This window comes from Treponema socranskii subsp. buccale (assembly GCF_024181585.1).
Lineage (GTDB): Bacteria > Spirochaetota > Spirochaetia > Treponematales > Treponemataceae > Treponema_D > Treponema_D buccale.
This window is the reverse complement of the sequence record NZ_CP054258.1, coordinates 1,078,623-1,104,479: the sequence shown is the minus strand read 5'-3', so window position 1 is coordinate 1,104,479 and position 25,857 is coordinate 1,078,623. Positions and strand designations below refer to the sequence as shown.

Genomic DNA, 25,857 nt, shown 5'->3' with positions numbered 1-25,857 from the left:
CCTGCCATTGCGGACAAGTCGCAAATGCAGGTTAAGCGGATGTTATGTGGACTAAGCAATGGTCAACGGGAGAGGAAAAATGAAAAAAAAGTGGGGATTTCTTAGAGAAACAACAGAGTCAGCTGAAAAAGCAGGAACAGATAAAGATACAGGTTTAATTAGAACAAGATTAGATGAATATTTAAAAGTTATATTTCCGGAAACAAAAGATTGGTTACATGATAAAGCTTTTGGAGAGCATAACGGACAGAAGTATAAAATAAGACCGGATTATCGAAGTGAAAGTTTGAAATTAATCATCGAGTTTGACGGACTTCCTCATTATAAAAATCCTAACACCATCGAAAAAGATTATATAAACCAAAAGGTATATGAGAACAATGGATATAAAGTTGTCAGAATCCCATACTTTATTCAACTTTCAAATGATGTTGTAGAAAAATTATTTGGCATAACAGTAAAAGAATCATTGTTTAATGCAACAATTCCTTCATTAGGTATTAACGGTAGACAGTCACTGGCATATTTGTGCCCTGCAGGAATCAGAAGAATGGCTAAAGAATTTCTTGAATATCCTGAACAATATCAAGTAAATCTTAAAGCTTTGAAAAATTCAGATAATCCGGCGTTATCCGGAATAGACTTCTTAGAAGAAGAAATAGAAAAATTGAAAAAAGAGGAAATGAATGCTTGAAATAATAAAAATAGTAACACCAATAGTAATCCCAATATTAACAGTAATTATAAGGTTTTTTACAGAAAATGTTTTTACATCTCGTTTTATGAGAAAAGCCCAAATTTTTAAACAAATTAGAAACGAATACCTTAAAGACAAAATAGTAGGTTATTATTATCTTCAAACATATTTAAAAATAAGAGTATCCACCGAAGAAATGGATTTTATTTTTGAGTCGGGAGATGCATATTCGATACTAAAGATAATCAAAAATTGTTATGGAAAGTATAAGTTCGAAAAAGGAAAATTTAAGACGGAAATTAATCGAAAGAAATATATTATTCCGACGATTTTTTATTTTATTTCAGCGTTTATACTAATGTCTTATATTATATTTCGCCAAGAAATAGTTAACTATATTAATCCAGCAAATTATTTAATTTTGTTAATTTTTATAGCACCTATTTGCTTGCCAATTGCAATTACCAGTATGCAAAGAATAATGGAAATTACAGATGTTTTATTTCTTCAGAAGATAACCCTTCCCCAAAACGAGGAAAGTCCAACACCGTCTTCAAAGCGGCCGCACGACCAAGCTGCAAAACGATTTAAAACGAATGTTAGACAGATGCCCGTGCAGGGACTCAAGGAAAGAAAATGATTTATAAAATCGATCCGGAAAAGAAAAAAGAATTCGAAAGCTTTAATTTTAAACAAGCGGTAAAACATATTTTCCCCATATTTATTCCTGCAATAATTTTTATGGACGTGATCATGGGGTTTGTATTAGCGGATGAGTATGCAAGCATGCGGCCTTTTATTGTTTACATACTTCTTTTTTCCAATTTATTCTCTGTGATTGTATTTTTCATTTCTGTATTCATCGGGGTAAAAACGGTTTCATCAAAATTGGAAACATGGGAATTATCCGTAGAAGAAAATTATGCTCTTTTAAAAAATTCAATAGCTGCAACTATGGTAAATTTCGCGGATTTTAAGAAATATAAAAAAACGAATGATTCCATAACTTTTTATTTTAGGGGAATAAGACGGTTTTATATAAATTGGAATTGTTTTTACGATTCTGAAAATTTGAAATCGAAATTGGAAAACATTGCAAATAAAATCGGAACTTTTAAGCGAGAAACGGTTTCCGCCGCAACGCCGAAAACCAAAGTAAAAATTAAATCGAAATTCAATTTAATTTTTTATATTATTTTGGGAATAGTTTTAATTGTTGAAATTATTGTTAAATTTTTATAATCTGTCTTGAAAAAAAATACGTTTAAGGGTAGTTTCTAAAAACTGAAATTTTTAGAAGCTCCCGACAGCCCGACGCAGTTTGCGAAACCGGCAAACGGTCGAGCCGGCTTGTGGTGTAAAATAATGTCAGGCGGAGGCGTGCTGCGACATCAATTAGGAAAGAATAAAAAAGTTAAACGATACACTTTTTACAAGCATCAAAACGGAGAAAATTATGGAACTTTGGGATAAAGAAAAAAAAGAAAGTAAAAAACAAAAGCTTGATACTGTAACAGTCTGGGAATTAATGAATAATAGTTTCTATATACCAGATTATCAGCGCGGCTATAGATGGACAGCATTTGAGGTAAGAAAATTACTTGAAGATTTGCATGAGTATATTCAAGAAGACAAGGACGGTGATAGCTTTTATTGTATGCAGCCTCTGGTAGTTTTTTATAATGCTGAAAAAGAAGCTTGGGAAGTAATTGATGGTCAACAACGTCTTACAACGTTATACTTAATTCTTTCTCAAAAACGAAGCAGATTAATTGAAGATAATCCGGAAATGAAATTTTTTGATTTGACATATCAAAGCCGTTCGGATAGCCAAGCATTCTTAAAGCAAATAGATTTTTCGCGGAAAAACAACAACATTGACTACTATCATATTTGTAATGCAGTTACAGAAATACAATCCTATTTTGAAGGTGTTAATTCCGGAAGATTTGTAGATGACATACTTAATGCAAAAGATGAAAGCGGAAACCCATCAGTAAAATTCATTTGGTATGATGTAACAGAGGAAATTCAAAAAGAAAAAATTTCCAGTGAAGAAATTTTTTCACGCTTGAATGTAGGGAAAATCGGTCTTACTAATGCAGAGCTTATAAAAGCTTTATTCTTAAATAGGGCGAATAAAGAAGTTAGAAATATAGAAGAACAATATAGAGAAAAAATTTCTTTTCCCCTGCAAACAAAGATAGCGAAAGACTGGGATATAGTTGAACACAGTTTGCAAGACAATAAATTCTGGTCATTTCTTTATGGTAAAGAAGATAATAAGTATGATACTCGAATTGAGTTTTTATTTGATCTCATCAAAGGCAAAACAGATGCTCAAAAAGATATTGATTATTTTACATTCGATAAATATACGGAAGATTTTAAAACTTATGACATAAAAGAGAAGGAACTTGAGGGTATAACAGATAAGAAGACAAAAGATAAAATAAGAAAACTCATGAACTCATGTTCTGTTGAAGCAGAATGGGAAGAATTAATGGAAAAGTTTTATCTTTTTAAGAACTGGTATGAAGATAAAGCCTTGTACCATCTTGTCGGATATTTAAGGTATAAAAAAACGCCGATTTCTGAAATTTCTAATCTCCAAGATTCTGTAGAAACTCATACAGAGTTTATCCGCCAGCTAAGAAAATGGTGTGTTGCGCTTGCATTGGAAGTGGAGAAGTCAAATATTGAAGATTTTAAAAATAAAACGCGGGAAGAAACAAAAGAGTATGTTGCTACAACCTTGCCGACATTTTACTATAAAACGACTCCAAACAGCATAATTTATGACACTTTATTTTTAATAAATGTTCTAACAATGTTGGATTGTAAGGAACCTAACATTAAATTTCCATTTAATGAATTTTATGAGACAAAGTCATGGGATCTGGAACATGTACGTTCTCAAACACCAAAAACAGCAGATGGTGATGACCGCCAAGACTGGATATTAACCAATCTTGAATATTTTTCCGGCATTGCCTTCCCCTTTGAATTAAAACATGAAGATAAATCCCGTGCAGAACAAGTAAAAGTTTTTATTGAACAAATAAAAGCGGAGCTTCCAAAGCTTGAAACAGAAATTGCTATTCAACCGAAAGGTACCAAGGAAGGCAAAACAGCAAAATATGTTTGTGAGCAGCTTTTAGCACTCCTTAATACATCGGAAATTATCCCGGCGACATCTATTTATAAGGATTTATCTAAACAATTTGTTAATGAAGAAAATGCTCCTCTACAAGCCGTAGATAATATTCATAACCTAGTTCTTTTGGATAGTGCAACAAATCGGAGCTATAAAAATGCTTTTTTCCCTGTTAAAAGACGGTGGATTAATGCCCGTGAAAAAGATGGCGTGTATATCTTACCATGTACTAAAAATGTCTTCTCAAAATCATATAGTACTAAGCTATTTGATTTAATGAATTGGACTGATTCGGATGCAACGGCATATAGAAAGGAGATGATAGAATGTCTTTCAAACATTTAAGTTTTGTAGATTTATTTACAGCGGAAGCTCTCATTGTAGAAATTCCAATGCTCCAGCGTGACTATGCCTATGGTCGTATTTCAGAAAGTGAAAAACGTGCAGAATTTCTGAGGAGTATAAAGGGATACCTATTATCTGAAGATACTAATCATGAGTTAGACTTTGTTTATGGTTCAGTAAGTGCACCAAAAGGTGCAAAGACACTTATATTACTTGATGGTCAGCAACGGATCACAACATTATTTTTGCTGCACTGGTATTTTGCTATTGCAAACCAAAAGTTTCCTGAGTTTCGGACGTTACTATTAAATGGAGATAAGTCAAAGTTTACATATAATACACGTGAGTCTTCTACCGAGTTTTGTAATGCTCTTGTTTCTCTCTGTAAAAAAATGAAAGATGAAAAAGGAAATGAAAAAATAACAAATCAAGAAAAGCAATATTATGAGTATGTAAAAATCTTATCTTCTAATAATGAGCTGTCAGATAGCGATAAGATTTCAGAAAAAATCAGGAACGAAAAATGGTTTTTTACTCATTGGAATAATGATCCAACGGTGATAAACATGTTGAATATGCTTGATGATATAGCTCGTAATTTTCCTCTTGCAGAATGCGATGGAGTCTATGATAAATTAAATAAATCGGGAGCGGCTTCGAGCATTACATTTAACTTACTGCCTCTTGATGAATTTAAACTTACCGATGAACTGTATATAAAAATGAATTCTCGCGGTAAGCCTCTCACACGTTTTGAAAATCTTAAGTCGAAACTGCTTAAAAAATATGATGAACAGAAACAAAGCGCAAACTATCAGAAGAAACTCAAAGAAATAAATACAGCCGAAAATAAAGAATATGCCTCTCTAAGAGATTATGTTGGATTGATGATAGATACTAGATGGACAGATATGTTCTGGAATTTCTGGCTGCAAGCTAATCCGTCAGCTGACGGCAAACCTCTTGTAGATGATATGTTTTTGAGTTTTATAAGCAATATATGTATTTTCTATGAAGATTTACATTTATTAAAAGGTACACTTTCAATGGGGCGTAATAGTTGGGAAGAGAAAGAAATTGAAAGACTCATGGATGCTTATAATACTATTGCTTATGAAAAGATTATTGCTATTTTACAGGAAAATGATAATTATCTTCTCTATAATATTATTGATATTCTTAATCTTCTTTCTGAACAGAATGAAAAAGATGAATGGGTATTAAAAAAATATTTTGATAATACGGTTTATTTCTTTGATGAAGCTGCCACTTTTAAGAAAATAGTAGAAGACTATACAGGAAAAGATAGAAACTATGAAGATAAAGTTATTTACTTTGGATATATCAACTATCTCTTGCAATTTAAGCCTGCAAAGAATGACATAAATTTTATAGACTGGATGCGGTTTGTTTATGACATGTGCAAGAATAGCTATACCCTTTCCAACGCTGTTTATACATTCAGTAACTGTTTGGCCGGTATTAACTGTCTATGCGCACAGAATATTTATGAATCCTTGCCCGGCAAAAAGACAGCAGAAATCGTAACATTGGATCCATGCCAGTTAGAGGAAGAAGTTTTAAAAGCAAAACTTTTTGAAAACCCAAAATGGCGGGATGTTATAACCGATGCCCTTGAAAAACTAAGATATTTTGAAGGACAAATCCATTATGAATTGATTGATGTAAATGGTATAACAGCAAAGGATAAAGATGATGAATCAAAAATCTCTGCGTTTGCAACGTATGTAAATAAGGTTGCTTCTATTTTTAATGCGCCTAATGGTTCAGCATTTGATACTGATTTAGTGTGTGCGTTGCTTTCAAAAGAGGATTACACTACTGAATCTAAGAGCAGCTATTCATTGTTTCAAAATGGAAAAGACAGAGACATTAGCTGGTTGCGTTATCATAAGGCAGAAAAGAATGCTATAGATAAACGTGAGTATCTTACGCAGGTTTTGAATGACGTTGATTTTGACTTAGCAAAACCGCAGGACTCATTAAAGACGATAGCAGCTAAATATCCGGCTGATATTCCCGAATGGAGAAAAACAGTAATAAAATATTTAGCTAAATTCGAGGAGTCTCACCCCGAATTGAATGACTATAAATTTGGAAGCAAGCGCCTTCTGAGATGGAATGACGTAAATAAAAAACACAGTAGAAGTTCAGAAGATAATTATGAAATTGATTTAATTTCTAAGCAACAAATTACAAGCAAACACGCCGAAATATTTACTTATGCAGTTTTCTTGGATAATAAAGAAGAGATACTATTACCATTCGGCAAGCCTTCTTATGTGCTCCAGCAGTCTGAAGATTCAGAGCCGTTTATGAAATACGGTGAACTGGAATTTGCAAATGAGCATTATTATCTTCAACTTCATTATAAAGACTCAAAGCAATTTGAATTGAAGTTTATCAATTGGAACGAAGAAGAAGAAACAACTGAGGATATAAATAATGCTGATATTCTCAACAATTTAAAAATACATAATTTTGTCAAAGCAGATAAACAAAATTATTATGCAAAAATCATAACCTTTGATGAGGTTATGCCCAAAATAAAAGAATTTTGCAATTCACTAAATGCTGTAATAAATTAAACACTCTCTTCAAATCGGATTTTGCAGTCGAGCCGCAAAACGGTTTAAAACAAATGTTAGATGCCCGCACCGAGGCACAGAAGATAAAATGAAAACTATAAAAACTTCGGTAATAATATTTTTTTTATTATCATTATTCGGCTGTGCATCGACAGATCCGAAAAACTCAGGAACAAAGGCAACTCAAACTGAAAAAGCAGTATCGAAAATTTCTGATACCAGAGAAATAATTGAAAAACAATTATCAAATGACGAAAAAGAAATTTATAATTATGTTTTTGCAGTTTTATTGCAAAATAATTCTTCAAGAATATTTGTGGAAAACGGACAAATATCTAAAATTCCTACCTCTAAGATAGTCGTTTCCGATACGACTTTATCAAGGATCGATACAGAAGAGGGATATGAAAAATCTTCCGAAAAGTATAAATCGTATTTTGCAAGTAAAATGGATTCAAATTACCTGAGTGCATTTGATTCTTTTATCGAGAACAATAGAACGCTTAACAATATTACCGATTTAATTAAATCCGATAATAGAATAATCTCTCTTAAAGAAGTAACTTCACGAATGGGAGAAATCTCCGGTATTTCCGATTATTGGGATAATTTTTATAAAACTGTCCCGGAAGCTTGCGGAAGATTATATGTTTCAAACATCGGCTTTAATCCGACAAATGACACAGCGATTATTGAAATTTCATTCCGGAAAAGCGGATGGAGCGGTTATACAAATTATTTAGTATTCGAAAAGAAAAATACAAAATGGGGAGTAATTGACGTTTTACAAACCGTGGTTTCATAAATAAATTCACATAAGAAAAGTTCAAAGCCGACACGGCAATCGATTTGCCGTGCGGTTCAAGGCTAATGTTTGCCCGATGCTTTCTGCTCCGGCACGCATCCGCTTCTTTTTCAGCACGTATCTGCCTTTTTTACAGCAGTCCCCCAAAATCTCCCCCCGCTCTGCAAATCCCCGTGATTACACAAAAAGCGTTTTGTGCTATACTTGTGCCATGTCGTTACGAAAAACAAAGATCGTCTGTTCGATAGGCCCCGCAAGCAATAACGATGACATTGCGGCAAAGATGATACGCGCGGGTATGGATATCGCGCGCTTTAACTTTTCACACGGTACGCACGAAAGCCAAAAAGATATGATGGAGCGCATCCGGCGCCTGTCGCGCGAAATCGGAAAACCGGTCGCGCTCATGATGGATTCCAAAGGCCCTGAAATCAGAACGGGTATCGTGCCGGACAATAAGACGATTACGGTAAACAAGGGAGAGCGCGTCATCGTCACTGCCGACGACAGTCCCGTTACGGCGGCAAACGGCAAGGATGCGGCGCGCATTTCGCTTTCGTGGCGCGACTTGCCGAAGCGTATTCAAAGCGGGCACAAAATCCTCATCGCCGACGGACTGCTTGAACTGGACGTCGAATCGTCGGATGGGAAAAACGTCATGTGTACGGCGGCGAATACGGCAACCATCGGGAGCAAAAAAAACGTCAATCTCATCGGCTTGCATGCGGGGCTTCCGATTATGAGCGAACAGGATAAGGCCGATATCGCGTTTTCGGTACGGATGAACTGCGATTTTATCGCCGCAAGTTTTACGAGCTTTGCGAGCGAAGTGCACGAAATACGGCGCTACCTCGAATCGCTCGGTTCGAATATGAAGATTATCGCCAAAATCGAAAACGAAGAAGGCCTCGACAATATCGCAGAAATAGCTCAAGCGGCCGACGGCGTTATGGTTGCGAGGGGCGACATGGGCGTGCAGCTTCCGATAGAGCGCATTCCGCTTGCGCAAAAACGCATCATCGAAGAGTGCCGCAGGGCGGGAAAGCCCGTCATCACAGCGACGCAAATGCTCGACTCGATGATCGTCAATCCGCGCCCGACGAGAGCGGAACTGACCGACGTCGCAAACGCGATCTTCGACGGCACGGATGCCGTCATGCTTTCGGGTGAAACGGCAAACGGCGCCTACCCCGCCGAAGCGGTCGAAACGATGGCGCGCATCGCGCAAACGGTCGAAGACAGCGAAGAATACTGCAAGCGCATCAAAGCCGCTCCCCCGATTCCCGACGGAGACGTAACGATCGGCAGGATTATGGCGCAGATGGCGTATGAAACGGCGGACAAAACGAAAGCGCTCGTCATCATCGTCCCGACGATGAGCGGCAACACCGCGCGCATGATAAGCACGTTCCGCCCAGAACAGGCAATCCTCGCCGTCACGCCGAACGAACAAGTGCAGCGACAAATGCTCATCGACTGGGGCGTTTTTCCGCTTCTTTCGAAAACGGCCGACGACAGCGAAGACATGGTGCAAAATGCGGTAAAGATCGCCCTCGACAACGGCTTTGTCCGCCAAAGCGACAGGATCATCCTGTGCGCGGGCATCCCGCTCGTAAGTCCGATCCCCGTAAATACGATCCGAGTTCTCCTCGTCGGAAACGTATTGGCGCGCGGCCGATCGGGGGGCACGGCATCCGATGTGTCCCGCGTATCCGGAAGAATCGTAAAAGCCTCTTCGCCCGAAGACGCCGTTTCGATGCTCCGCCGCAAAACGGGCGAAATCCTCGTCTGCCCTTCCCTCGACGAAAGCTGGATTCCGATCCTCCGCCTCGTCGACGGCGTCATTTCGGAAGGCACGAATGAAATCCCCGCCGACACGATGAAAATGATAAACACGAATATCGTTTGGCTGAACGAAGCGGGAAAAGACGCCGGTACGATCGAAAACGGACTGACCGTGACGATCGACGGAAAAGATCTGCTCGTATATGAAGGAAAGATGTAGCGGACGAAGCGAAGCGGAAGAACCGGCTTTTCAGGGTTCCGCTTCCGCTTCATTCTCCGCAAACTTCATCCTTTGCGGAGAACGGCTTCGCCGCCCTTACAATCCGGCGTAGGCTTTATTTTTTAAAACAGTCCCTACTCTTTCCACGGAAATATCAGCGATTTGAACGAACGCGGGCCGAGAGTCTCTTTATCGTTTTGCAAAAGTTCGTCCCACGGAATGTATCGCTTTTCTTTCGGCGTCTTCAACTCCGGATGCGCTTCATAATAATCGTATTTATACAAACGCAGACGAAGCGCGTTTACCTGTGCAAGAATGATGCCCGAAAGAGACGGCAAAAGACCGAAAAAAAAGACGCTCAGCACCGTAAGAAAAAAAACATACAGCGCCGTAAACAGAGAAAACGGAACATTGTCAAAAAATATGAGAAAGCATTTTTTCAGGCACTTTTTAAAATCGTTGTGCATGAGAGAGCGGATCGCAACGAACCATTGAAGAGAAAGCAGCGTAAAGACGACGAGCCACACGAACATCGCACCGATAAATATTGCAACGAGCGTTTTTTGCGCAAAATAAAAGGGAATGCACACATACGCTGCAGCTCCTACGACGGCGAGGACAAGACCGAATCGGATGCCGTCGGCGATACACGACGGAATCGCCCGAAAAAAATCCGCAATGTGCGCGCTTCCAAAATTTGCCGCAGAAAAAGCGACTTCTCCCGATGCGAGGGCGAGTATCGATATGACGATGCCTGAAACGAGAATGAGAGCTATGACGACAGGCACGCTTTGCTGCAACGCATAGATGAGCGAAAGAAGTCCCAAAGACACGGCCATGACGACGAGATTTATGACGATGAGCGTGAGCATATTATCCCAGCCGTCGTAAAAATTTTTTTTGATAAAGAAAAGATACATACGGCATTGTACAGCTATTTGATTCGGAGCGCAACAAGGTGTATACTTTTATTATGCAAACGGATATACGGCAGAGCATGTCGCTCGTATCGCGCATACATTCGGCGGCGGCGGATTTTCTCATAAAGCGCCTTGCGGAAAAGGGTTTACCCGACTTCGCGTCTTCTCACGGTTTTATTTTATTCCAGCTCGCGGCAAAAGACGCGCTTACGATGAAAGAGCTTTCGGAAAAAATCAACCGCGACAAATCGACTGCGACCGTTTTGGTGCGAAAACTCGAACGCGACGGATTTGTAAAAACTTCTCCCTCTCCCGGAGATGCGAGAAGCAAACTCGTATCGCTCACGCGTAAAGGAAAACGATACAACGACGTAACGGCCGAGCTTGCAAAGGATCTGCTTAAAATATTCTACAAAGGATTTTCCGAAACCGAAAAGAAAAACGCTTTCGCCTTTCTCACGCGCATTGCAGAAAATTTTTCTCAATAAGACGAAAGACCGTCCGCATACGATGCAGGCGGAACGGCCGCACGCATCGACCAACGGCGGATGCGGTATTTCGCGAACGCTGTGTTTTCATATTGCATTCATGCGAGTGCGGTCACATGCTTGACAAAAGTTTTATATAAAACTATATTTATCGGCAAGAGGTAATTCATTATGAAAAAATCGATATGCGCCGCAGCACTCACGGCTTTTCTTTTGGCTTTGTTTTCGTGCAGCGCAAAAAAAACTCAAGCTCATTCCATCGCGGTTTTCGTCCCCGGCATCATAGCCGATAGCCCCATCTATGCGATGCTCGCCGAAGGCGTGCAGCATGGCGTCGCTTCATACAACGACGGAAAAAATGCAAGCGCGCAGGCTTCCGTCACGGTGCTCGAAGCGGGAACGAACCAAGCCGAATGGTCGGCAAAGCTCACCGCCCTCGCTGCGGAACAAAAATACAGCGTCATCATTTCGTCGAATCCGTCGCTGCCGGAACTCGTCGAACCGCTTACCGTGCAGTTTCCGAATCAAAAGTTTATTCTGCTCGACGCCTATAAGTCGGGCAACTCGTCGGTCGCAACCGTTCGCTACAATCAACACGAACAGTCGTATATGACAGGCTATATGGCGGGTCTCATGACGAAGTCGAAAAAGATAGGTCTCATTGCAGGACAGGAATATCCGGTCATGAACAACGTCATACTTCCCGGCTACAAAGAAGGCGCGGAAGCCGCTTCTCCCGGTACGGCGGTCGATTTCCGCGTCGTCGGCAACTGGTACGATGCGACAAAAGGCGCCGAACTTGCAAATGCGATGTATTCGTCCGGAGTCGATGTGATCCTTCCGATCTGCGGCGGAGCCTCGCAGGGCGTCATCAACGCGGCGAAGGAAAAGGGAAAATATCTCGCATTTTTCGACAACGCGAGCTTTGAGCGCGCGCCGGACAATATCATATCGTGCACACCGCTCAATCAGGCGAAGATGGCGGAAAACGTAACGCTCGACTACCTTACGGGTAAAACCGAATGGGGTACGGCGAAAACCGTCGGCGTCGCGGACGGTTTCGTGAGCTTTGTACAGGATGCGCCGAATCGTAAAAACGGAGCTATAACGGATGAAATGCGTGCAAAGATGCGAGATGTCGTCGCGAGTATAGAAAACGGCACGCTCGTCCTCCCGCAAAATTGACATGACAAATTTTTATTAATTAATTTACTATGGATGTTGCGCTCGAACATATTTCAAAACGGTATCTGCACAAAACGGTGCTCGAAGATCTTTCCCTCGTCTTTCAGGGCGGTATGATTCACGCGCTGCTCGGAGAAAACGGCGCGGGAAAATCGACGACGGCGGCTGTTTTAAGCGGCGCGCTCAAACCCGACGGCGGCAGGATTCTCATCGACGGAAAGGCCGTGCGGTTTTCTTCTCCGCGCGATGCCCTTCGCTCAGGCATCGTCTGCGTGCGTCAGAGGCCGCTCATCGCCGACGGCATCAGCGTATGGGAAAACATTCTCCTCGGAACGGAATACGGAGCTGCGGGAAAAAAGCTCAAAAAGGGTGAAATCCTTTCGCGCGCGGAATTGTTAAAATCGAAATGGGCTCCGCATTTAAACTTCCGCGCTCTCGCCGCCCATATCGGAGGCGACGAACGCTTTTATACGGCGCTCATCTCGGCTCTCATACGCGAGCCGCGTATGCTTATTCTCGACGAGCCGTCCGCGCTCCTCGACCGGGAACAGAGGCTTTCCCTCTATGCAAATATCCGCGAACTTGCAGATAAGGGGATGAACGTCATCGTCATCACGCACATCATGCAGGAAGCTTCCCTCTATACCGATACGGTAACCGTACTGCAAAAGGGAAAGGGTGCCGAACGCTGTGAGCGGAGCGCTCTGTATGTGCCGAAGGCAAAATCGGAAGCCGCACAGCTTCATACCGTTCGTACGGGAAAAAGCGGCTATTGTATTTCGTTCGAACACATCGGCGTACGGCCGAAAAAGCGGCCGGCTCTTTTCGACGTGTCGTTTACCGCAAAAAGCGGCGGTATCACCCTCATCGAAGGCTTGCCCGAAAGCGGACTCGGTACGCTCGAAAACGTCGTCACGGGTATGGAAAGCGCACGTACGGAGGGATTGTGCCGCATCAAAACGGCGGAACGAAGCTTATGCATCGATCTCAAATCGGGAAAGTGGATGCCGTATTTTTTACGAACCGAAGCGAAACTCCGTACGGCTATCATCCCGTCGGACAGAACGTTCCGCGCGTCGAATCCCGACCTTTCGATCGAACAGCTTTTATGCGCAATGTACGGCGGAAAGAGCGCGGACGAATATGCGACGCGACTGATAGAAAAAGCGAAGGTTTCGATCAGGCCCGATGAAAAAGCGGCATCTCTTTCGGGCGGCATGCTGCAGCGCTTAATCCTCGCGCGGGAATTCGAAAACGATCCGAATTTGATCATTGCGTGTGAACCGCTGCAAGGACTCGACGGCAAAGCGGCCGAACGTACGCAGGAGCTGCTTTTAAACTTTGCACATCGCGGCGCCGTCGTCATCGTGCTTTCGTCGTCGGAATTTCCGAAAGCGCTGTGTGCGGCACACTACGTGCTCGAAGGCGGCGCTCTTCGCGAAATGCGGGAGGCGGCGTGAAAAAAATAACAATATTCGATGCGCTCCCCGTCATCGCAGGTCTCGTCTTCACCGTCGCAGTGCTCACTCTCTTTTCGCGCACCCTCGTTTCCGCCCTCGATTTTTTGGCAGGCTCTTTTACGTCGCGCTACTATTTCGGAAGCGTGCTCAATACGGCAGCCCTCCTCTCTGCAGGCGCGCTCGGAGACGCGATCGTGCTTACGGCAGGCGAATACAATTTGGGCGGCGAAGGACAGATTTACGCCGGAGGATTTGCCGCAGCCGTCGTCTTTACGCTTCCCGTCGGATGGCCGTCCGCCTTCGTTACGGCTGCCGCCTTTGCCGCTTCTCTTTTGCTTCCCGCCGCGATGGCCCTCGTATCGGCCTCTCTTCGGCAATTAAAAAACGCCGACGTACTCCTCACGTCCTTTCTCGTTTCGGCGGCGGCGATTCCGTTTATCGATTCGCTTATCGCAGGGAAGTTCCGCGGGCAGACGAACAATCTCCTTGCAACGCCGTTTATCGCGGAGCGTTTTCGCTTTGCGCATATTTTAAATCCATCCCCGCTTTCGGCTTTGGCGCTTATTCCGCTCGCGCTGTGCGGCGCGCTTTGGTACGTCAAATACCGCACGGTAAGCGGAAGACACCTTCAGATCACGGGGATATCGAAAGAGTTTGCAAAATATTCGGGCTACCGGCAAAGCCGCACGCTCTATGCGACGCTCGCAGCGGCAGGCGCGCTTCACGGACTTGCGGGTTTTATCGCTGTCGCGGGAACGTACTACACCTGCCACGCGGGATTTTACGGCGGCATGGGATGGAACGCGCTTTCGTGCGCGCTCATCGCGAATTCGAATCCCGCAATGATCGCTCCGGCAAGCCTTGTGCTCTCCTGGCTTTTTACGTCGGCAAACAGGGTTGCGCTCAACAACAACTTCGGTTTCGATATGAGTGCTCTCATTCAAGGCGTCATGCTTTCGTGCATCGCCGTCAAATATGCAGGAGGTATGCGGCATGCAAAACGCGGTCTTTAGCATAGCCCTTTTATCCGCACCCCTGTTTTTGGCATCGTTCGGCGCACTCACAAGCGAATACTCCGGGCGCATGGCGGTTTTTCTCGACGGCATTATCAACCTCGCGGCATTTTTTTGCTATGCGTTCAGCGTATTGACCGGATCGTTTATCGCAGGCGCATTCCTCTCGGTCTTTTGCTGTACGCTCATCATATTCGTTTCGATCCGCGCCGTCGAATCGCTTCACGCAAATCCCTTTTTGGCATCCCTCGGTTTAAACCTTTTTACCGGCGCCCTCGCGTCGGCCATCTCGGTCGCGCTTTTCGGTACACGCGGCGTGCTCACCTCTCCATCCTTTTCGTTTCCTGCCGTAAACGCTCGCCTTTCGACGGCAGTCATCGCTTTTGTTTTTACGGCGGCGGGATTCGCATTTCTCTACGGGACAAAATACGGGCTCTACATCCGCATCACCGGAAAAGATGCCGACGTCCTTTCTTCGCGAGGCATCGACGTGTCGGCGTGCAGGACTGCGGCGTGGTGCATCGCGGCTTTTTACGGTGCGCTTGCCGGCTGCATACTGTCGTTCAGGCTTTCATCTTTCGTGCCGAATATTTCAAGCGGACGCGGATGGCTCGCCCTCGCGGCGGTATTTTTAGGCAGACGGACGGGATGGGGCACGGCGGCTGCCGTTATCGTCCTCTGCACGGCGGAATATTTTGCGGCGAACTTGCAAAACGTTTTTCAAAATATCGCCTCTCCTCTTTTGATCGCCCTGCCCTATATCGCATCTCTCGCGCTCATCGTGCTCGTACCCGATACGAAGAGGGGCGAATAGAACGCTCGAAATCACCGCTTCGCTTTCCGAAATATAAAAAAATCGCTATATTTATATACAAGGAATATATATGAAAATACCGACAACAGATGAATTTAAAAAGATGTATACCGAGCGCCGTGCACGCGTCGCCCGCTTTATGAAACAAAACGGCATCGGTGCGGCAGTCTTTATCGACAGTGAAGAAAAACGCGAAAGCGCCGTGCGCTATCTTTCAGGCCACATAAACGATGCGGTTTTGCTCGTATTCGACGATGCGTATTCGGTACTCGTTCCGTGGGATGAAATCATGGCAAAACGATATGCATTCGCAGATAAAGTTGTGCCGTATACGAAATATAAAAACACTGCAATCGATGCGGTAAAAGCGGTGCTGAGTGAAAGCGGTCACTTAAAAAACAAAAAAGTCGAACTGCCGCCTTCGACGACCTATCCCGAATTTTTAAAATACGTCGATGCGCTCGAAGGCTGCGACGTCCACTGCCGGGAAAACAGCGTGCATCACTATGTCACAGAGCTCCGCATGATAAAAGACGCGTACGAAATCGCATGTACGAAAGAAGCCGCGCGTATCGGAGATTTAATAATCGATACGGTTGAAGAGGGCATCAAATCGAAAAAGCTCGTAACGGAAACGGATGTCGCATTGCTTATCGAAAGGGAATGCCGCGCTCACGGCTGCGAACGAACGGGATTCGACACGCTCGCCGCGGGACCGGATCGCAGCTGGGGTATCCACTGTTTTCCGAATTACACTTCCGGAAAATGGGCGGATTCGGGACTTTCCATTCTCGATTTCGGCGTCGTCGTAAACGGCTACACGAGCGATACGACGGTCACGGTTGCACGCGGAAAGCTTTCCGCTGCACAGGAAAAGCTCGTCGATCTCGTACAAACAGCCTATGACGAATGTCTCAAACTGTACAAACCCGGTCTTTCAATCCGCGATGCGGCGCTCAAAGCCGACGAAGTATTTGCTGTGGAAAAACGGAAAATGCCTCACGGTCTCGGACATGCGATCGGTCTTGAAATACATGAACCTCCGCGCGTTAATCTCAAAGCATCCGAAACCCTCGTTTTTAAATCGGGCATGATCGTAACGCTTGAACCGGGACTCTACGACGAAGAACTCGGAGGCTGCCGCCTTGAAAACGACGTACTTATCACCGAAAGCGGCAACGAAGTTATAACGCATTCGAGAATTATTAAATTATAATTGATTTGCGGATTCGCATTGCACCCGGGCGAACTCAGCGTCCGCGTGCATTTTCGAGAGCTTCCGATGCGGCAGCGTCGAGAGCTGCGGCAAGGGATGCATCGGGCAAATCGGAAAGTTTTGTTCGCATATCGTGGATGACAAGCGGTACAAGCTGTTCATCGGTGAGTGCGGGAAAGGACTCTTCTCCGTTTTCCAAAAGACCTGCAGACAGTTTTATCTTCCTGAGCGCTTCGGCCGTCGCAAGCAGCCCCGGCTTTCCGGAAAGACGCGCTATCACGTAATCGAGCAAAAGCCTCGTCCGGCTTTTCATGAATTTTTCTTTCCGCCGCGAAGGTAAAAAATCGCACATGGCGCGGAGCTTTTTAAAAAGAGCCAATTCGATTGCAAAGTCTTTTGCGCTTTTTTTATCTTGCAGAGCCGAGGCGATATCGGGAAGCGCGCGCACGGCTTTTTCAAGCGCGGCGTTAAAGTCTCGAGGCATTTCCTCTCTGCGCCCTTCGCCGCCGGTTTGTTTTGAAATATTTTCGTTTGCATCCGTTTCGGAAAGAGCTTTTTCTGCCGCATCCCGTATTTTTTTCACAGCATTTTCTGCCGCACCTTTGACGTTCGACTCCGCATGTTCGGCATCCGACCGTATTCGTTCGACGCTCTTTTTCACCGAACCGATAAGCTCGCGCATTTCATTGACGGCATCGCGCGCGGCTTTGCGCGTCCGATGCGCTTCATCGTAGGAACGACGCAACGCTTCAAGTTCATCCGCACGGCGGACGTTTACGGCTTCCAATGCGGCTTCAAGTTTTCGGGAAGCCGCTTCGGCCGCTTGGCGTTCGACTTCCGCGATGCGTTCGGGAGCAAGTGCACCCGCAGCTTCATGCGGACCCTGTGCACGAAACGAAGATTCCGCAGATATTTGCTCGCTTGCACCGGCTTCCGCTCGCGCTTCTTTTTCAGCGGAAAGCGGCAAAGAGGTCGGACTCTTTGGCAAAGAAGCAGGCGCGTCTTCGGCTATCGGAACGGGCTCGTCTTCGTAATTTACACGCTCAGCTTTACTTTTCGGGAAAACGGTCGGAGGCTCAAATCCCGCATCGATATTTTCCGTGCCGAAGACGTCTTCTATATTTCCGGAAAGACTTTCATCGATTCCCGCAGCAGGCCCCGTCCTCCCGTCGAAAACATCGCCGCTTCCGGCCGCCCGCGCGGTCGCATCTTTGTCGATCGGGCGGTCGGACGGAATGAGGAGATCCAAACCCTCCGCTTCGGAATCCCGCATTTCCTCATCGCTTTCCCGATCGGCAATCGTAAACGGATCGATTTCGTCGTCGGCTTTTAAAAGGCTTTCACCCGCCAAATCAAAATCGAAAAAATCATCGTCTGAGCGAACCTGTCCGTAAACGGAAGCTTCGGCGGCTTTCGTTTCGGGAGAATCCATAACGATTTCCGCACCGGTTGTTTCATCGTTTTCATCCGCAGTATAATCGTTCTGTGTACCGTCCGCTTCTTTTAATAATTTTTCGATACGCGCACTTTCATTTTTTGCCGAAACATTGCCGCCGTCTACGGCGAGGGCGGCGCGGTAAGCGGCAAGCGCGGACGAAAGTTTTCCTTCCTCCGTATCGATTTCCGCCGACAGCACGAGTACTTCTTCATCGCTCGGATATTTTGAAAGATAGCGCGCGATAAAATTCCGCGCCTTATCGAATCGCCCCGCTTGCATAAAGCGTCGCGCCGCCGATTTTTCATACGCAAAATATTGCGAGTCGATCGAATTTATTTTTTTATAACAGGAAGCGGCCTTTTCATCTTCTCCCCTGCAAATACAATACTGTCCGTAGAGATCGAGGATTTGCACATCGTTTTGATTTTCCGCATAGAGCGCTTTCAGTTTTGCAAATGCACTTTCATAATCACGGGCTGAAAGAAGCGTGCGGACATATTGCTCTCCGACTGCGGCGTCCGACGGAAAATCGTTTTCAGCCTGACGAATAAGGGCGGCTCCGTTTTCAAGCGCGCCTTTTTTTTCATACGCGTCGGCAAGGCACGAGATAAGGGTCGTATTTTTCGGATCGAGCGTCAAAGCTTTTTTAAGTGCGGAAACGGCAGCTTCATAATCAAAGCGCTTGAGCGCTATACGGCCGAGCAGCGCAAAAAGCCCCGCATTCGACGGATACAGAGCGATCGCCTTTGTGACGACGGCTGCGGCCGCTTCCGTCTTATGACGACGGAGCAAAAGCGCTGCATACTTTCGAACGGCTTCCGTGTTTCCGGGTTTTGCACGCAGGACAGCTTCGTATACGACGGCCGCTTCTCCGTCCGCGCCGACGGCTTCATACGTTTCGGCAAGATTCAACTGCAGCACCGGATGATTCGGATCGATTTGTAAACCGCGTTTATACGCCGTCATCGCTTTTTGATATTCTTTACGGAGCGCATAGATGGCGCCCAAATGATTGTACGCAAGCGTATCGCCCGGATCAGCGGCGATAACCGATTCGAAGCATTCGATCGCCTTGTCGTAATCTCCCATCGAACGATAGGTAAATCCCAAATTATACTGTATCGCAGTTGTATTGCCGCCTGCGGAGAGCGCTGCACGAAGAGAGCGGAGAGCATCGTCATAGCGGCCGAGCCTGCGGTAAATGCCGCCCGACGCGATGAGAGAGGCCGCATCGTTCGGATCAATCTTATTAATTTTTTCGTAATAAGGAAGAGCGCGCGCATCGTCGCCCGATTTGACGTACACGTCGCCGAGCGCAAAAAGCACATCGCGGTTTTCGGGATCGTTTTTTAACAAGCCCTTATACAAGCGCGCGGCGAGTTCAAAATCGCGGGAAGCGAGAGCTGCCGCCGCACGGCGAAAAACGAATTTATTCTCCTCTGCCCTTTCACTTGCCATAATCGCCGTCCGATGCGGGGCGCGCATAGGTTTCGCGCGAAAGAGGGCCGACTATGCGCCTGTCGAGTTTCGAATAAGATGCAACTGCAAAATAATAAATCGTTCCGTTTTTGAGATTCGTGAGCGTTACCGCCTGCGAAAAACCCGCATCGACAGGCGATGAGCCTTCGCGTGCAACCCGTCCGAGGTATTCGCCGGGTCTCGTGCCGTAGTAAACGTAATAACCGCCCGCATTTTCGTCGACGGAATGCGCCCACGAAAGCGTTACGCTTCCGTCACCGGCAGCCGCTTTTACGGTAAAAGGCGGAAGCGGCAAAGGAGGCACCGTATAATCGATATCGATTTGCGTAATCGACGGCGTGTGCGATCCGTTTCCGTCGGGATAAAGATCGGCGGCTATTTGAAAATACAAACCGTTTACGCCCGAAATCGCTTCTCCGCTTCGCACCGGACGCCACGCGGGATACGAATCCGTCCAGTCGAAAACGTTATCACCGCTTCGTACATAGAGACGCACCGCTGTTTGATCCGGTTTACTCATCAGCGCCGTCACCGAATTGAGGGAAGATGCGACCGACGTTAAAAGCGGCTGCGTTTCGATCCGCCCGCCGGACGCACGGTACTTCGCATAACCGAGAGCCGACGCATCTTCCGATTTTTGCAGCATCGCTTCGTCGCAGGTTCCCCTTTGTATGCGAAAGTCGTCGATAAGCCCCGTATACTTTCCGCACAGTTCTATATCCGCAGGTACGCCGAAATACGCAGGATACACCGAACCCGACGCACGGCCGGTCGACGTAACGTAGGCGATCGCTTCGAGCATGCCGTTCACGCGGTATTCGATACACCCATTCTCTTCGTCGAAAGCGATCGAGTGATACGCCCATGTTCCGGGAATCAGCGTCGTAATGCCCGAAAGCGTTACATCGCCTTTATCGTATCCGTCAAAGATATTCGAAAACGTCCACGAAAGATGATTTTGATAAAAAGATGCCGTAATCATCTGATATACGATATTGCGTCCGATGCTGCGCGACGAGCGCCAATTAAAAACGACTTCACCGTTTTCCGCAACCGCGGGCGAAAGCCAAAACTCAATATAAAATGACGGTGCAGGTCCCTCCGTACCGAAAAGCGCTCCACGTTTTCCGCGAAGCGATATGCCGCCCGTACCGCGGGAAAGAGCGGCGCCTTTTCCCATCGCCGATTTTGCCGAAAGCAAAAGGGCGTTTTTGCTCACAGTGTAATGCCCCGTCTTATCCGAAAACGGCTTTTTTTCGAAATCGAAAAGCGTATCCGTCATCGCGTCCTGAACACGGCTGTCGGTGGCAAGTTCGATACACGGATAGCCGAAGCGCCCCGTCCCCTCCGCAACGCCTCTCCGGAGCGAAAGCTTCGACCAGCCTTCGCTTCCGCCGATCGTCACGGAATCGGCAAAGGCGGAACGGATACACAAAACGGCCGAAAGCGCGTACAATAAAAAGCACGCGCGAAAGCGAAGCGTCCGCGAAACGGCAAGTGTATGCGCCGAACGAAGAGCGGTCGATAAAACGAAAGCGCGCACCGGATGAAAAGCGCACGAAACGGCAAGTGTATGCGCCGAACGAAGCGCACATAAAGCGGCAAACGCACGTACTGGACGAAGCGCGGACAAAATCGTTATTTTTTTATTATACGGAAAACACATAGGCACTATGGCAAAAGCGGTACGGGAAATATTACACGAAACGGCATTACAAGCCCCCTCTTCAAGCGGCGTCTACCTGTGGCGGAACCGGCAGGGAGATGTCATCTATGTCGGCAAAGCGAAAAATCTGAAAAATCGCCTCACCTCGTATTTTTCCGGCAGCAAAGACATCAAAACGAAACTCCTCGTCGCGCACGCCGAGTCAATCGAGTATATCACAACGGCAAACGAATATGAAGCCTTTCTGCTCGAAAACAATCTTATTAAAAAATACAATCCGCGTTACAACATCGATTTGAAAGACGGCAAATCCTATCCCGTTTTGCGGATCACGAACGAAGATTTTCCGCGCGTCATCAAAACGCGGCGCATCCTCGAAGACGGCTCGACCTATTTCGGCCCCTACCCCGACGCGGGCGCGCTCGACACCTTTATCGACACGCTCTACCGCATCTACCCCGTGCGCCGGTGCAAAACGCTTAAAAAACGCGATGCCCCCTGCCTCTACTACCACATCGGCCGATGCGACGCCCCCTGCTGCAAAAAAATTTCCCGCGAAGCCTATACCGAATACATCGGCGAAATCGCAAGCCTTCTTGAGGGAAAAGGAGACGACACCCTAAAAAAAATAAAAGCCGAAATGCAAAAGGCATCAGAAAACCTCGACTTCGAAAAGGCCGCGCGCTTGAGAGACGGACTCTCAGCGCTTTCGATCATGCAAAAACAGAACATCGTCCAAACTTTCGACGGAGATGACCGCGACTATATCGCCTATTGGAGGGAAGGAGAACTCGTAAGCTTTACCGTCTTAAAACTCCGCGGCGGCAAACTCGAAGGACGCGGCAATTACCGCACCGTAAGCTTAAACGAAGACGCGGAACTCATCGGAGAGTTTTTCAACGCATACTACACCGACAAAGCCGAAGTGCCGCCTCACATCTATATACCGAATTTATTAATTAATAATTTATCCGACATTGAAAATTCTCATACCGATGCGGGGAAGAGCCCTCCCCCGCGCTCGCACACGGTTGCTCGCTCCCCCTCCAGCGGGGGCACCCCGCAACTCCCCGATCGAAGCGTCGCTTTTCTCTCGCCCGCCGAACTTGCAAGATGGTTTTCCGAAACGCTCGGCGCCGAAACCGAAGTCGTCCCCGTTTCCGACGCAAGAGGAAACGCAAAATACCACACGGCAGCCATCAATATGGCAAAGCAAAACGCGCATGAAGATATCGTGCGGCGCTTACGCGAACGGGGCGACATACCCGCGCTCGAAGAACTCAAAACGCTTCTTTCTCTCGACACGCTTCCCGTGCGCATCGAAGGATTCGACATCGCGCATATCGGCGGAAAATTCCCCGTCGCAAGTTTAATAAGTTTTTATAACGGCAACCCCGACAAAAAAAATTACCGCTATTTCCGTCTCAAAACGACCGACGGCATCATAGACGACTTCGCATCCATGCGGGAAGCGACGAGCAGACGCTATACGCGGCTTTTAAACGAAGGGCGGGAATTGCCGGATCTCCTCCTCATAGACGGCGGCATCGGACAGGTGAATGCGGTGCAGAGCGTACTCACATCGCTCGGCATCGACATCCCGATCGCGGGACTTGCCGAAAAAAACGAAGAAATCTACCGTCCGGGCAACAGCACGCCCGTCGTACTTCCGCGCAGAAGCGACGCGCTCCGCCTGCTCCAGCGCGTAAGAGACGAAACGCACCGCTTTGCGACAAGTAAAAACCAGCGCCTCCGCACCAAAGAAAATACCGTAAGCATTTTTCTCGAACTTCCGGGCATCGGCGAAAAGCGAGCACGCACATTGATAAAAACATTTACGACGCTCGAAAACCTCGCAAGTGCCGATAAAGAGCGCATCGCGGACGCGCTCGGCGTGAGTGCCGACGAAGCGGAAAAAATTATGCGGGAAGCGAAAAAGCTCAACGATGCACGGAAAGGAAAAAAAGCGAAACAGATCGAATCGCTCGAAAATGCCGGCACGACTGCACAAAAAGCCGCAGCAGCGCACTATATCGACAGTCTTGCCGGCGCCGCCCTCAACGGAAGCGGTACCGAATAAAGGCAGTCTATTGCCGAAAGTACCGCGCCTTTTTACAGCACGCATTGTTTTCTGCCAATATAATTTCATCCGCCCTTCCCGCGCCTGATTGTAGAAAATGCGATTTTCTCTATAATGTATACGATCGCTATATGACCGCATAAAAAATTATTAAGGAAATTGCAAATGGAATACATTTTCGATAAAGAAGGAAACCCGCTCGGCGTCGTACAAGGCGCATACATCCGCGACATGGAAGGAAATCCCGTCGGACAGCTCAAGGGCGAACACGTCCACAAACTGAGCGGAGGCTATGTCGGAGAGCTCAAAGACGGCATGATTTTGGACATGCACAAAGGCAACTTCGGAAACGCAGGCTATGCCGAAAATCCGGGAAAGGGTATGCATCCTATGGCACATTCTCCGCGGCCTCCGGTGCGCACCGTATTCGAAGACGCGTGGGAGAGATTATTTGACGATGGGAGGTAAGATGTGCGCGTTCGACGGCAGTTGTTGCACGAAATGATAACGTCAGTCAATACAGAGAAGATTTAAAAGAGGTAGCCTCCGCCGAGCGGATTTGTACAATCGTGCAAAAAGGCGTGATCGATAGACTGATGGATGAGCTTTGCGATAACTCCTTAAAATTATATTTATTCGGCTGAAACACACCCCAAAATACTTAAGACTTTTTTTTCAATAGCCTCTGCAGAAAGACCGAATTTGGATTTCACTGCCTGTGATTTTCCGGATTCGGTAAAAACATCGTTGACGCCGACATATCCAACAGGACAACGAGCTGACGAAGTGCAGAGTGTTTCTGCAACAATACCGCCAAGCCCTCCGTAGACTGAATGGTTTTCTACCGTAACGATAGTCTTAACTTGTTTTGCAATATCTAAAATACCGGTATTGTCAAACGGTTTTAATGACGGAACAGCCAAAAGTTTTCCTTTTAGCTTCTTGTCTGCCAAGCGCATAAATCCGTCACAGGCTTGTAAAGCGGCACTGCCTTCATATACGATTGCAAAATCATCACCTTTGTCACATATCATTTCCAATGTATCGAATGAGAATTGCGTGTTTGCGGAATGAAGTACCGGTGTTTCATCGCGCGGCACTCTAATGTAAACAGGCCCTTGTATCTGTAAAGCATAAAACATGGCGGCGCGTACTTGGAAATGATCGGCAGGTGACAGCACCGTTAAGCACGGTATTGTTCGCGTGAGCGCTATTTCTTCATTTGCATGATGTGTCCCGCCGTCAGGCCCGTTATCCATACCCGGGTGTGTTGCCACGATCTTTACATTTAAGTTTGAAAAACAGTTTTGACGCAACTGTGTCCAACAAGTTCCGCTGGAAAAAAGCGCAAAGTTAGCATAAAAAGGAATGAGTCCTTCTGCCGCAAGGCCGGCAGAAACGCTCATGGCGTTCTGTTCGCCGATTCCCATTTCAAAAAATCTGTCAGGATAGGCCCTTGCGAAAGCATCTGTTTTTGTTGCAGCAGCCAAATCGCAGTCCAGTACAACTGTGCGAGGATCTTTTTTACCGATTTCAACCCATATATCACCGAGAAAGGATCTGGGTGAAACCGTTTCAGTATACAGCGAGTTCATACTACTTCTCCCAATGCCGCCATTGCGCTTTTGTATTCATCATCGGACAGGCCTTTGCTATGCCATGCGGGATTGTTTTCCATATAGGGAACTCCCTTGCCTTTGACCGTTTTTGCAATTATACATAAAGGTTTTTTAGGATGTTTTTTTGTCTGTGCAGGATCCAGCGCGTCGATAATAGCGTCAAAATCATGCCCGTCAATGTTAATGCAATGCCAGCCGAAACTCTGCATTTTATCTGCCAAGGGTTCCGGTACTGTAACCTTTCCATGGGATGAAAATCCGTTGCGATCTATGATGCACACAAGATTTTCAAGCTCAAAAGACGGCGCAAACATTGCGGCTTCCCAAAATTGACCGACTTCAATTTCTCCGTCGCCTACTGTAACAAAAACACGATGAGGATCTTTGTTGCGTTTTTTTGCCAACGCCATGCCCATCCCGACGGACAACCCTTGCCCAAGCAATCCTGTTGTAGCATCGATTGCGTTCGGCAATTTGACTGTCCAAGGATGTCCTTCTAAAGGAGAGTTAACAGCCCTATATTGCGATAAAAGACCTTCGTCGAGCAAACCTTTTTCACAAAGTATCGCATATAAGGCCGGCACGGCATGACCTTTCGACAAGATAAATTTATCTTTGCCGTTTTTATCCTTTGTCATATATTTTTGAAAAATGACGGTAATAATATCTGCTATAGATAAAGAACCGCCGGGATGACCCGCGTTTGCTTTGTATATCATTGATATAATGCGTTTTCGGCATTTAGCGGCAACGGCTTGCAAATCTTTTTTCTCATCCATAAATCGACCTCTAATAAGTGAGGATGCTTTGCTTTTAAGCATCCTCACATTTTTCATAAACCGATACGATTTCCCTTCGCGT

20 protein-coding genes are annotated in these 25,857 nt (G+C 46.0%); 15 read left to right on the top strand and 5 right to left on the bottom strand.

The window, feature by feature from the left end; translation table 11 throughout:
- The first annotated feature begins 79 nt into the window (after nt 1-79).
- The 7 genes from HRI97_RS04810 to pyk all read left to right on the top strand — a co-directional run bounded on the left by HRI97_RS04810 (nt 80) and on the right by pyk (nt 9,618).
- Nucleotides 80-694 (top strand): DUF559 domain-containing protein, encoded by a 615-nt coding sequence (locus tag HRI97_RS04810; protein WP_253727010.1) that lies wholly within the window; start codon nt 80-82, stop codon nt 692-694.
- The gene (locus tag HRI97_RS04805; protein ID WP_253727009.1) at nt 687-1,337 is read left to right on the top strand and encodes a hypothetical protein; all 651 of its coding nucleotides are present in this window, start codon (nt 687-689) and stop codon (nt 1,335-1,337) included. Before HRI97_RS04810 ends, HRI97_RS04805 begins: the two co-directional genes overlap by 8 nt.
- Nucleotides 1,334-1,939: a hypothetical protein gene (locus HRI97_RS04800; RefSeq protein ID WP_253727008.1), complete on the top strand. Its 606-nt coding sequence runs from the start codon at nt 1,334-1,336 to the stop codon at nt 1,937-1,939. The genes HRI97_RS04805 and HRI97_RS04800 overlap by 4 nt, the downstream gene beginning before the upstream one ends.
- A gap of 214 nt (nt 1,940-2,153) precedes the next feature.
- Entirely contained in the window at nt 2,154-4,199 is a 2,046-nt protein-coding gene (locus HRI97_RS04795) for a DUF262 domain-containing protein (RefSeq protein ID WP_253727007.1), read from the top strand.
- Nucleotides 4,181-6,808, top strand: coding sequence for a DUF262 domain-containing protein (locus HRI97_RS04790; RefSeq protein ID WP_253727006.1), 2,628 nt, complete (start codon nt 4,181-4,183; stop codon nt 6,806-6,808). The genes HRI97_RS04795 and HRI97_RS04790 overlap by 19 nt, the downstream gene beginning before the upstream one ends.
- A gap of 88 nt (nt 6,809-6,896) precedes the next feature.
- On the top strand, nt 6,897-7,613 hold the full coding sequence (locus HRI97_RS04785; RefSeq protein ID WP_253727005.1) for a hypothetical protein: 717 nt from the start codon (nt 6,897-6,899) through the stop codon (nt 7,611-7,613).
- Between the two features lie 211 nt (nt 7,614-7,824).
- Nucleotides 7,825-9,618, top strand: a complete 1,794-nt coding sequence (gene pyk / locus HRI97_RS04780; protein ID WP_253727004.1) for a pyruvate kinase — start codon at nt 7,825-7,827, stop codon at nt 9,616-9,618.
- Nucleotides 9,619-9,752: 134 nt separating this feature from the next.
- On the opposite strand, the gene HRI97_RS04775 is transcribed toward pyk, so the two are convergent.
- The gene (locus HRI97_RS04775; RefSeq protein ID WP_253727003.1) at nt 9,753-10,538 is read right to left on the bottom strand and encodes a hypothetical protein; all 786 of its coding nucleotides are present in this window, start codon (nt 10,536-10,538) and stop codon (nt 9,753-9,755) included.
- 53 nt (nt 10,539-10,591) lie between these two features.
- On the opposite strand from HRI97_RS04775, the gene HRI97_RS04770 reads away from it, so the two are divergent.
- From HRI97_RS04770 to HRI97_RS04745, 6 genes are all read left to right on the top strand, one after another.
- The gene (locus tag HRI97_RS04770) at nt 10,592-11,026 is read left to right on the top strand and encodes a MarR family winged helix-turn-helix transcriptional regulator (RefSeq protein WP_253727002.1); all 435 of its coding nucleotides are present in this window, start codon (nt 10,592-10,594) and stop codon (nt 11,024-11,026) included.
- 171 nt (nt 11,027-11,197) lie between these two features.
- Nucleotides 11,198-12,211 carry a BMP family ABC transporter substrate-binding protein gene (locus tag HRI97_RS04765; protein WP_253727001.1) on the top strand — a complete coding sequence of 338 codons (1,014 nt, stop codon included), beginning with the start codon at nt 11,198-11,200 and terminating at the stop codon, nt 12,209-12,211.
- A gap of 29 nt (nt 12,212-12,240) precedes the next feature.
- Nucleotides 12,241-13,671, top strand: a complete 1,431-nt coding sequence (locus tag HRI97_RS04760) for an ATP-binding cassette domain-containing protein (protein ID WP_253727000.1) — start codon at nt 12,241-12,243, stop codon at nt 13,669-13,671.
- Nucleotides 13,668-14,684: an ABC transporter permease subunit gene (locus HRI97_RS04755; protein WP_253726999.1), complete on the top strand. Its 1,017-nt coding sequence runs from the start codon at nt 13,668-13,670 to the stop codon at nt 14,682-14,684. The genes HRI97_RS04760 and HRI97_RS04755 overlap by 4 nt, the downstream gene beginning before the upstream one ends.
- Nucleotides 14,665-15,498 (top strand): ABC transporter permease subunit, encoded by an 834-nt coding sequence (locus HRI97_RS04750; RefSeq protein WP_253726998.1) that lies wholly within the window; start codon nt 14,665-14,667, stop codon nt 15,496-15,498. The genes HRI97_RS04755 and HRI97_RS04750 overlap by 20 nt, the downstream gene beginning before the upstream one ends.
- Before the next feature lie 70 nt (nt 15,499-15,568).
- Entirely contained in the window at nt 15,569-16,714 is a 1,146-nt protein-coding gene (locus tag HRI97_RS04745) for a M24 family metallopeptidase (protein ID WP_253726997.1), read from the top strand.
- A gap of 34 nt (nt 16,715-16,748) precedes the next feature.
- Here the strand turns inward: HRI97_RS04745 and HRI97_RS04740 are convergent, their stop codons facing one another.
- Both HRI97_RS04740 and HRI97_RS04735 read right to left on the bottom strand, forming a co-directional pair.
- A complete protein-coding gene (locus HRI97_RS04740) occupies nt 16,749-19,610 on the bottom strand; it encodes a tetratricopeptide repeat protein (RefSeq protein ID WP_253726995.1) in 2,862 nt (953 codons plus the stop codon).
- Nucleotides 19,600-21,297 (bottom strand): fibronectin type III domain-containing protein, encoded by a 1,698-nt coding sequence (locus HRI97_RS04735; protein ID WP_253726993.1) that lies wholly within the window; start codon nt 21,295-21,297, stop codon nt 19,600-19,602. The genes HRI97_RS04740 and HRI97_RS04735 overlap by 11 nt, the downstream gene beginning before the upstream one ends.
- A 7-nt stretch (nt 21,298-21,304) precedes the next feature.
- On the opposite strand from HRI97_RS04735, the gene uvrC reads away from it, so the two are divergent.
- Both uvrC and HRI97_RS04725 read left to right on the top strand, forming a co-directional pair.
- The gene (gene uvrC, locus HRI97_RS04730; RefSeq protein WP_253726991.1) at nt 21,305-23,377 is read left to right on the top strand and encodes an excinuclease ABC subunit UvrC; all 2,073 of its coding nucleotides are present in this window, start codon (nt 21,305-21,307) and stop codon (nt 23,375-23,377) included.
- A gap of 165 nt (nt 23,378-23,542) precedes the next feature.
- On the top strand, nt 23,543-23,845 hold the full coding sequence (locus HRI97_RS04725) for a 4-fold beta flower protein (RefSeq protein ID WP_253726989.1): 303 nt from the start codon (nt 23,543-23,545) through the stop codon (nt 23,843-23,845).
- A gap of 164 nt (nt 23,846-24,009) precedes the next feature.
- Here the strand turns inward: HRI97_RS04725 and HRI97_RS04720 are convergent, their stop codons facing one another.
- Together HRI97_RS04720 and HRI97_RS04715 are read right to left on the bottom strand one after the other, a co-directional pair.
- Complete coding sequence (locus HRI97_RS04720) at nt 24,010-24,972, bottom strand: transketolase family protein (RefSeq protein WP_253726987.1); 963 nt, start codon at nt 24,970-24,972, stop codon at nt 24,010-24,012.
- Nucleotides 24,969-25,775, bottom strand: coding sequence for a transketolase (locus HRI97_RS04715; protein ID WP_253726985.1), 807 nt, complete (start codon nt 25,773-25,775; stop codon nt 24,969-24,971). Before HRI97_RS04715 ends, HRI97_RS04720 begins: the two co-directional genes overlap by 4 nt.
- Between the last annotated feature and the right edge of the window lie 82 nt (nt 25,776-25,857).

Coding starts and splice junctions, on each gene's coding strand:
- pyk (WP_253727004.1), top strand. CDS start 7,825: ATGTCGTTACGAAAAACAAAGATCGTCTGTTCGATAGGCCCCGCAAGC.
- HRI97_RS04745 (WP_253726997.1), top strand. CDS start 15,569: ATGAAAATACCGACAACAGATGAATTTAAAAAGATGTATACCGAGCGC.
- HRI97_RS04795 (WP_253727007.1), top strand. CDS start 2,154: ATGGAACTTTGGGATAAAGAAAAAAAAGAAAGTAAAAAACAAAAGCTT.
- HRI97_RS04740 (WP_253726995.1), bottom strand. CDS start 19,610: ATGGCAAGTGAAAGGGCAGAGGAGAATAAATTCGTTTTTCGCCGTGCG.
- HRI97_RS04760 (WP_253727000.1), top strand. CDS start 12,241: ATGGATGTTGCGCTCGAACATATTTCAAAACGGTATCTGCACAAAACG.
- HRI97_RS04810 (WP_253727010.1), top strand. CDS start 80: ATGAAAAAAAAGTGGGGATTTCTTAGAGAAACAACAGAGTCAGCTGAA.
- HRI97_RS04715 (WP_253726985.1), bottom strand. CDS start 25,775: ATGGATGAGAAAAAAGATTTGCAAGCCGTTGCCGCTAAATGCCGAAAA.
- HRI97_RS04750 (WP_253726998.1), top strand. CDS start 14,665: ATGCAAAACGCGGTCTTTAGCATAGCCCTTTTATCCGCACCCCTGTTT.
- HRI97_RS04765 (WP_253727001.1), top strand. CDS start 11,198: ATGAAAAAATCGATATGCGCCGCAGCACTCACGGCTTTTCTTTTGGCT.
- HRI97_RS04720 (WP_253726987.1), bottom strand. CDS start 24,972: ATGAACTCGCTGTATACTGAAACGGTTTCACCCAGATCCTTTCTCGGT.
- HRI97_RS04805 (WP_253727009.1), top strand. CDS start 687: ATGCTTGAAATAATAAAAATAGTAACACCAATAGTAATCCCAATATTA.
- uvrC (WP_253726991.1), top strand. CDS start 21,305: ATGGCAAAAGCGGTACGGGAAATATTACACGAAACGGCATTACAAGCC.
- HRI97_RS04735 (WP_253726993.1), bottom strand. CDS start 21,297: ATGTGTTTTCCGTATAATAAAAAAATAACGATTTTGTCCGCGCTTCGT.
- HRI97_RS04775 (WP_253727003.1), bottom strand. CDS start 10,538: ATGTATCTTTTCTTTATCAAAAAAAATTTTTACGACGGCTGGGATAAT.
- HRI97_RS04725 (WP_253726989.1), top strand. CDS start 23,543: ATGGAATACATTTTCGATAAAGAAGGAAACCCGCTCGGCGTCGTACAA.
- HRI97_RS04770 (WP_253727002.1), top strand. CDS start 10,592: ATGCAAACGGATATACGGCAGAGCATGTCGCTCGTATCGCGCATACAT.
- HRI97_RS04800 (WP_253727008.1), top strand. CDS start 1,334: ATGATTTATAAAATCGATCCGGAAAAGAAAAAAGAATTCGAAAGCTTT.
- HRI97_RS04790 (WP_253727006.1), top strand. CDS start 4,181: ATGTCTTTCAAACATTTAAGTTTTGTAGATTTATTTACAGCGGAAGCT.
- HRI97_RS04785 (WP_253727005.1), top strand. CDS start 6,897: ATGAAAACTATAAAAACTTCGGTAATAATATTTTTTTTATTATCATTA.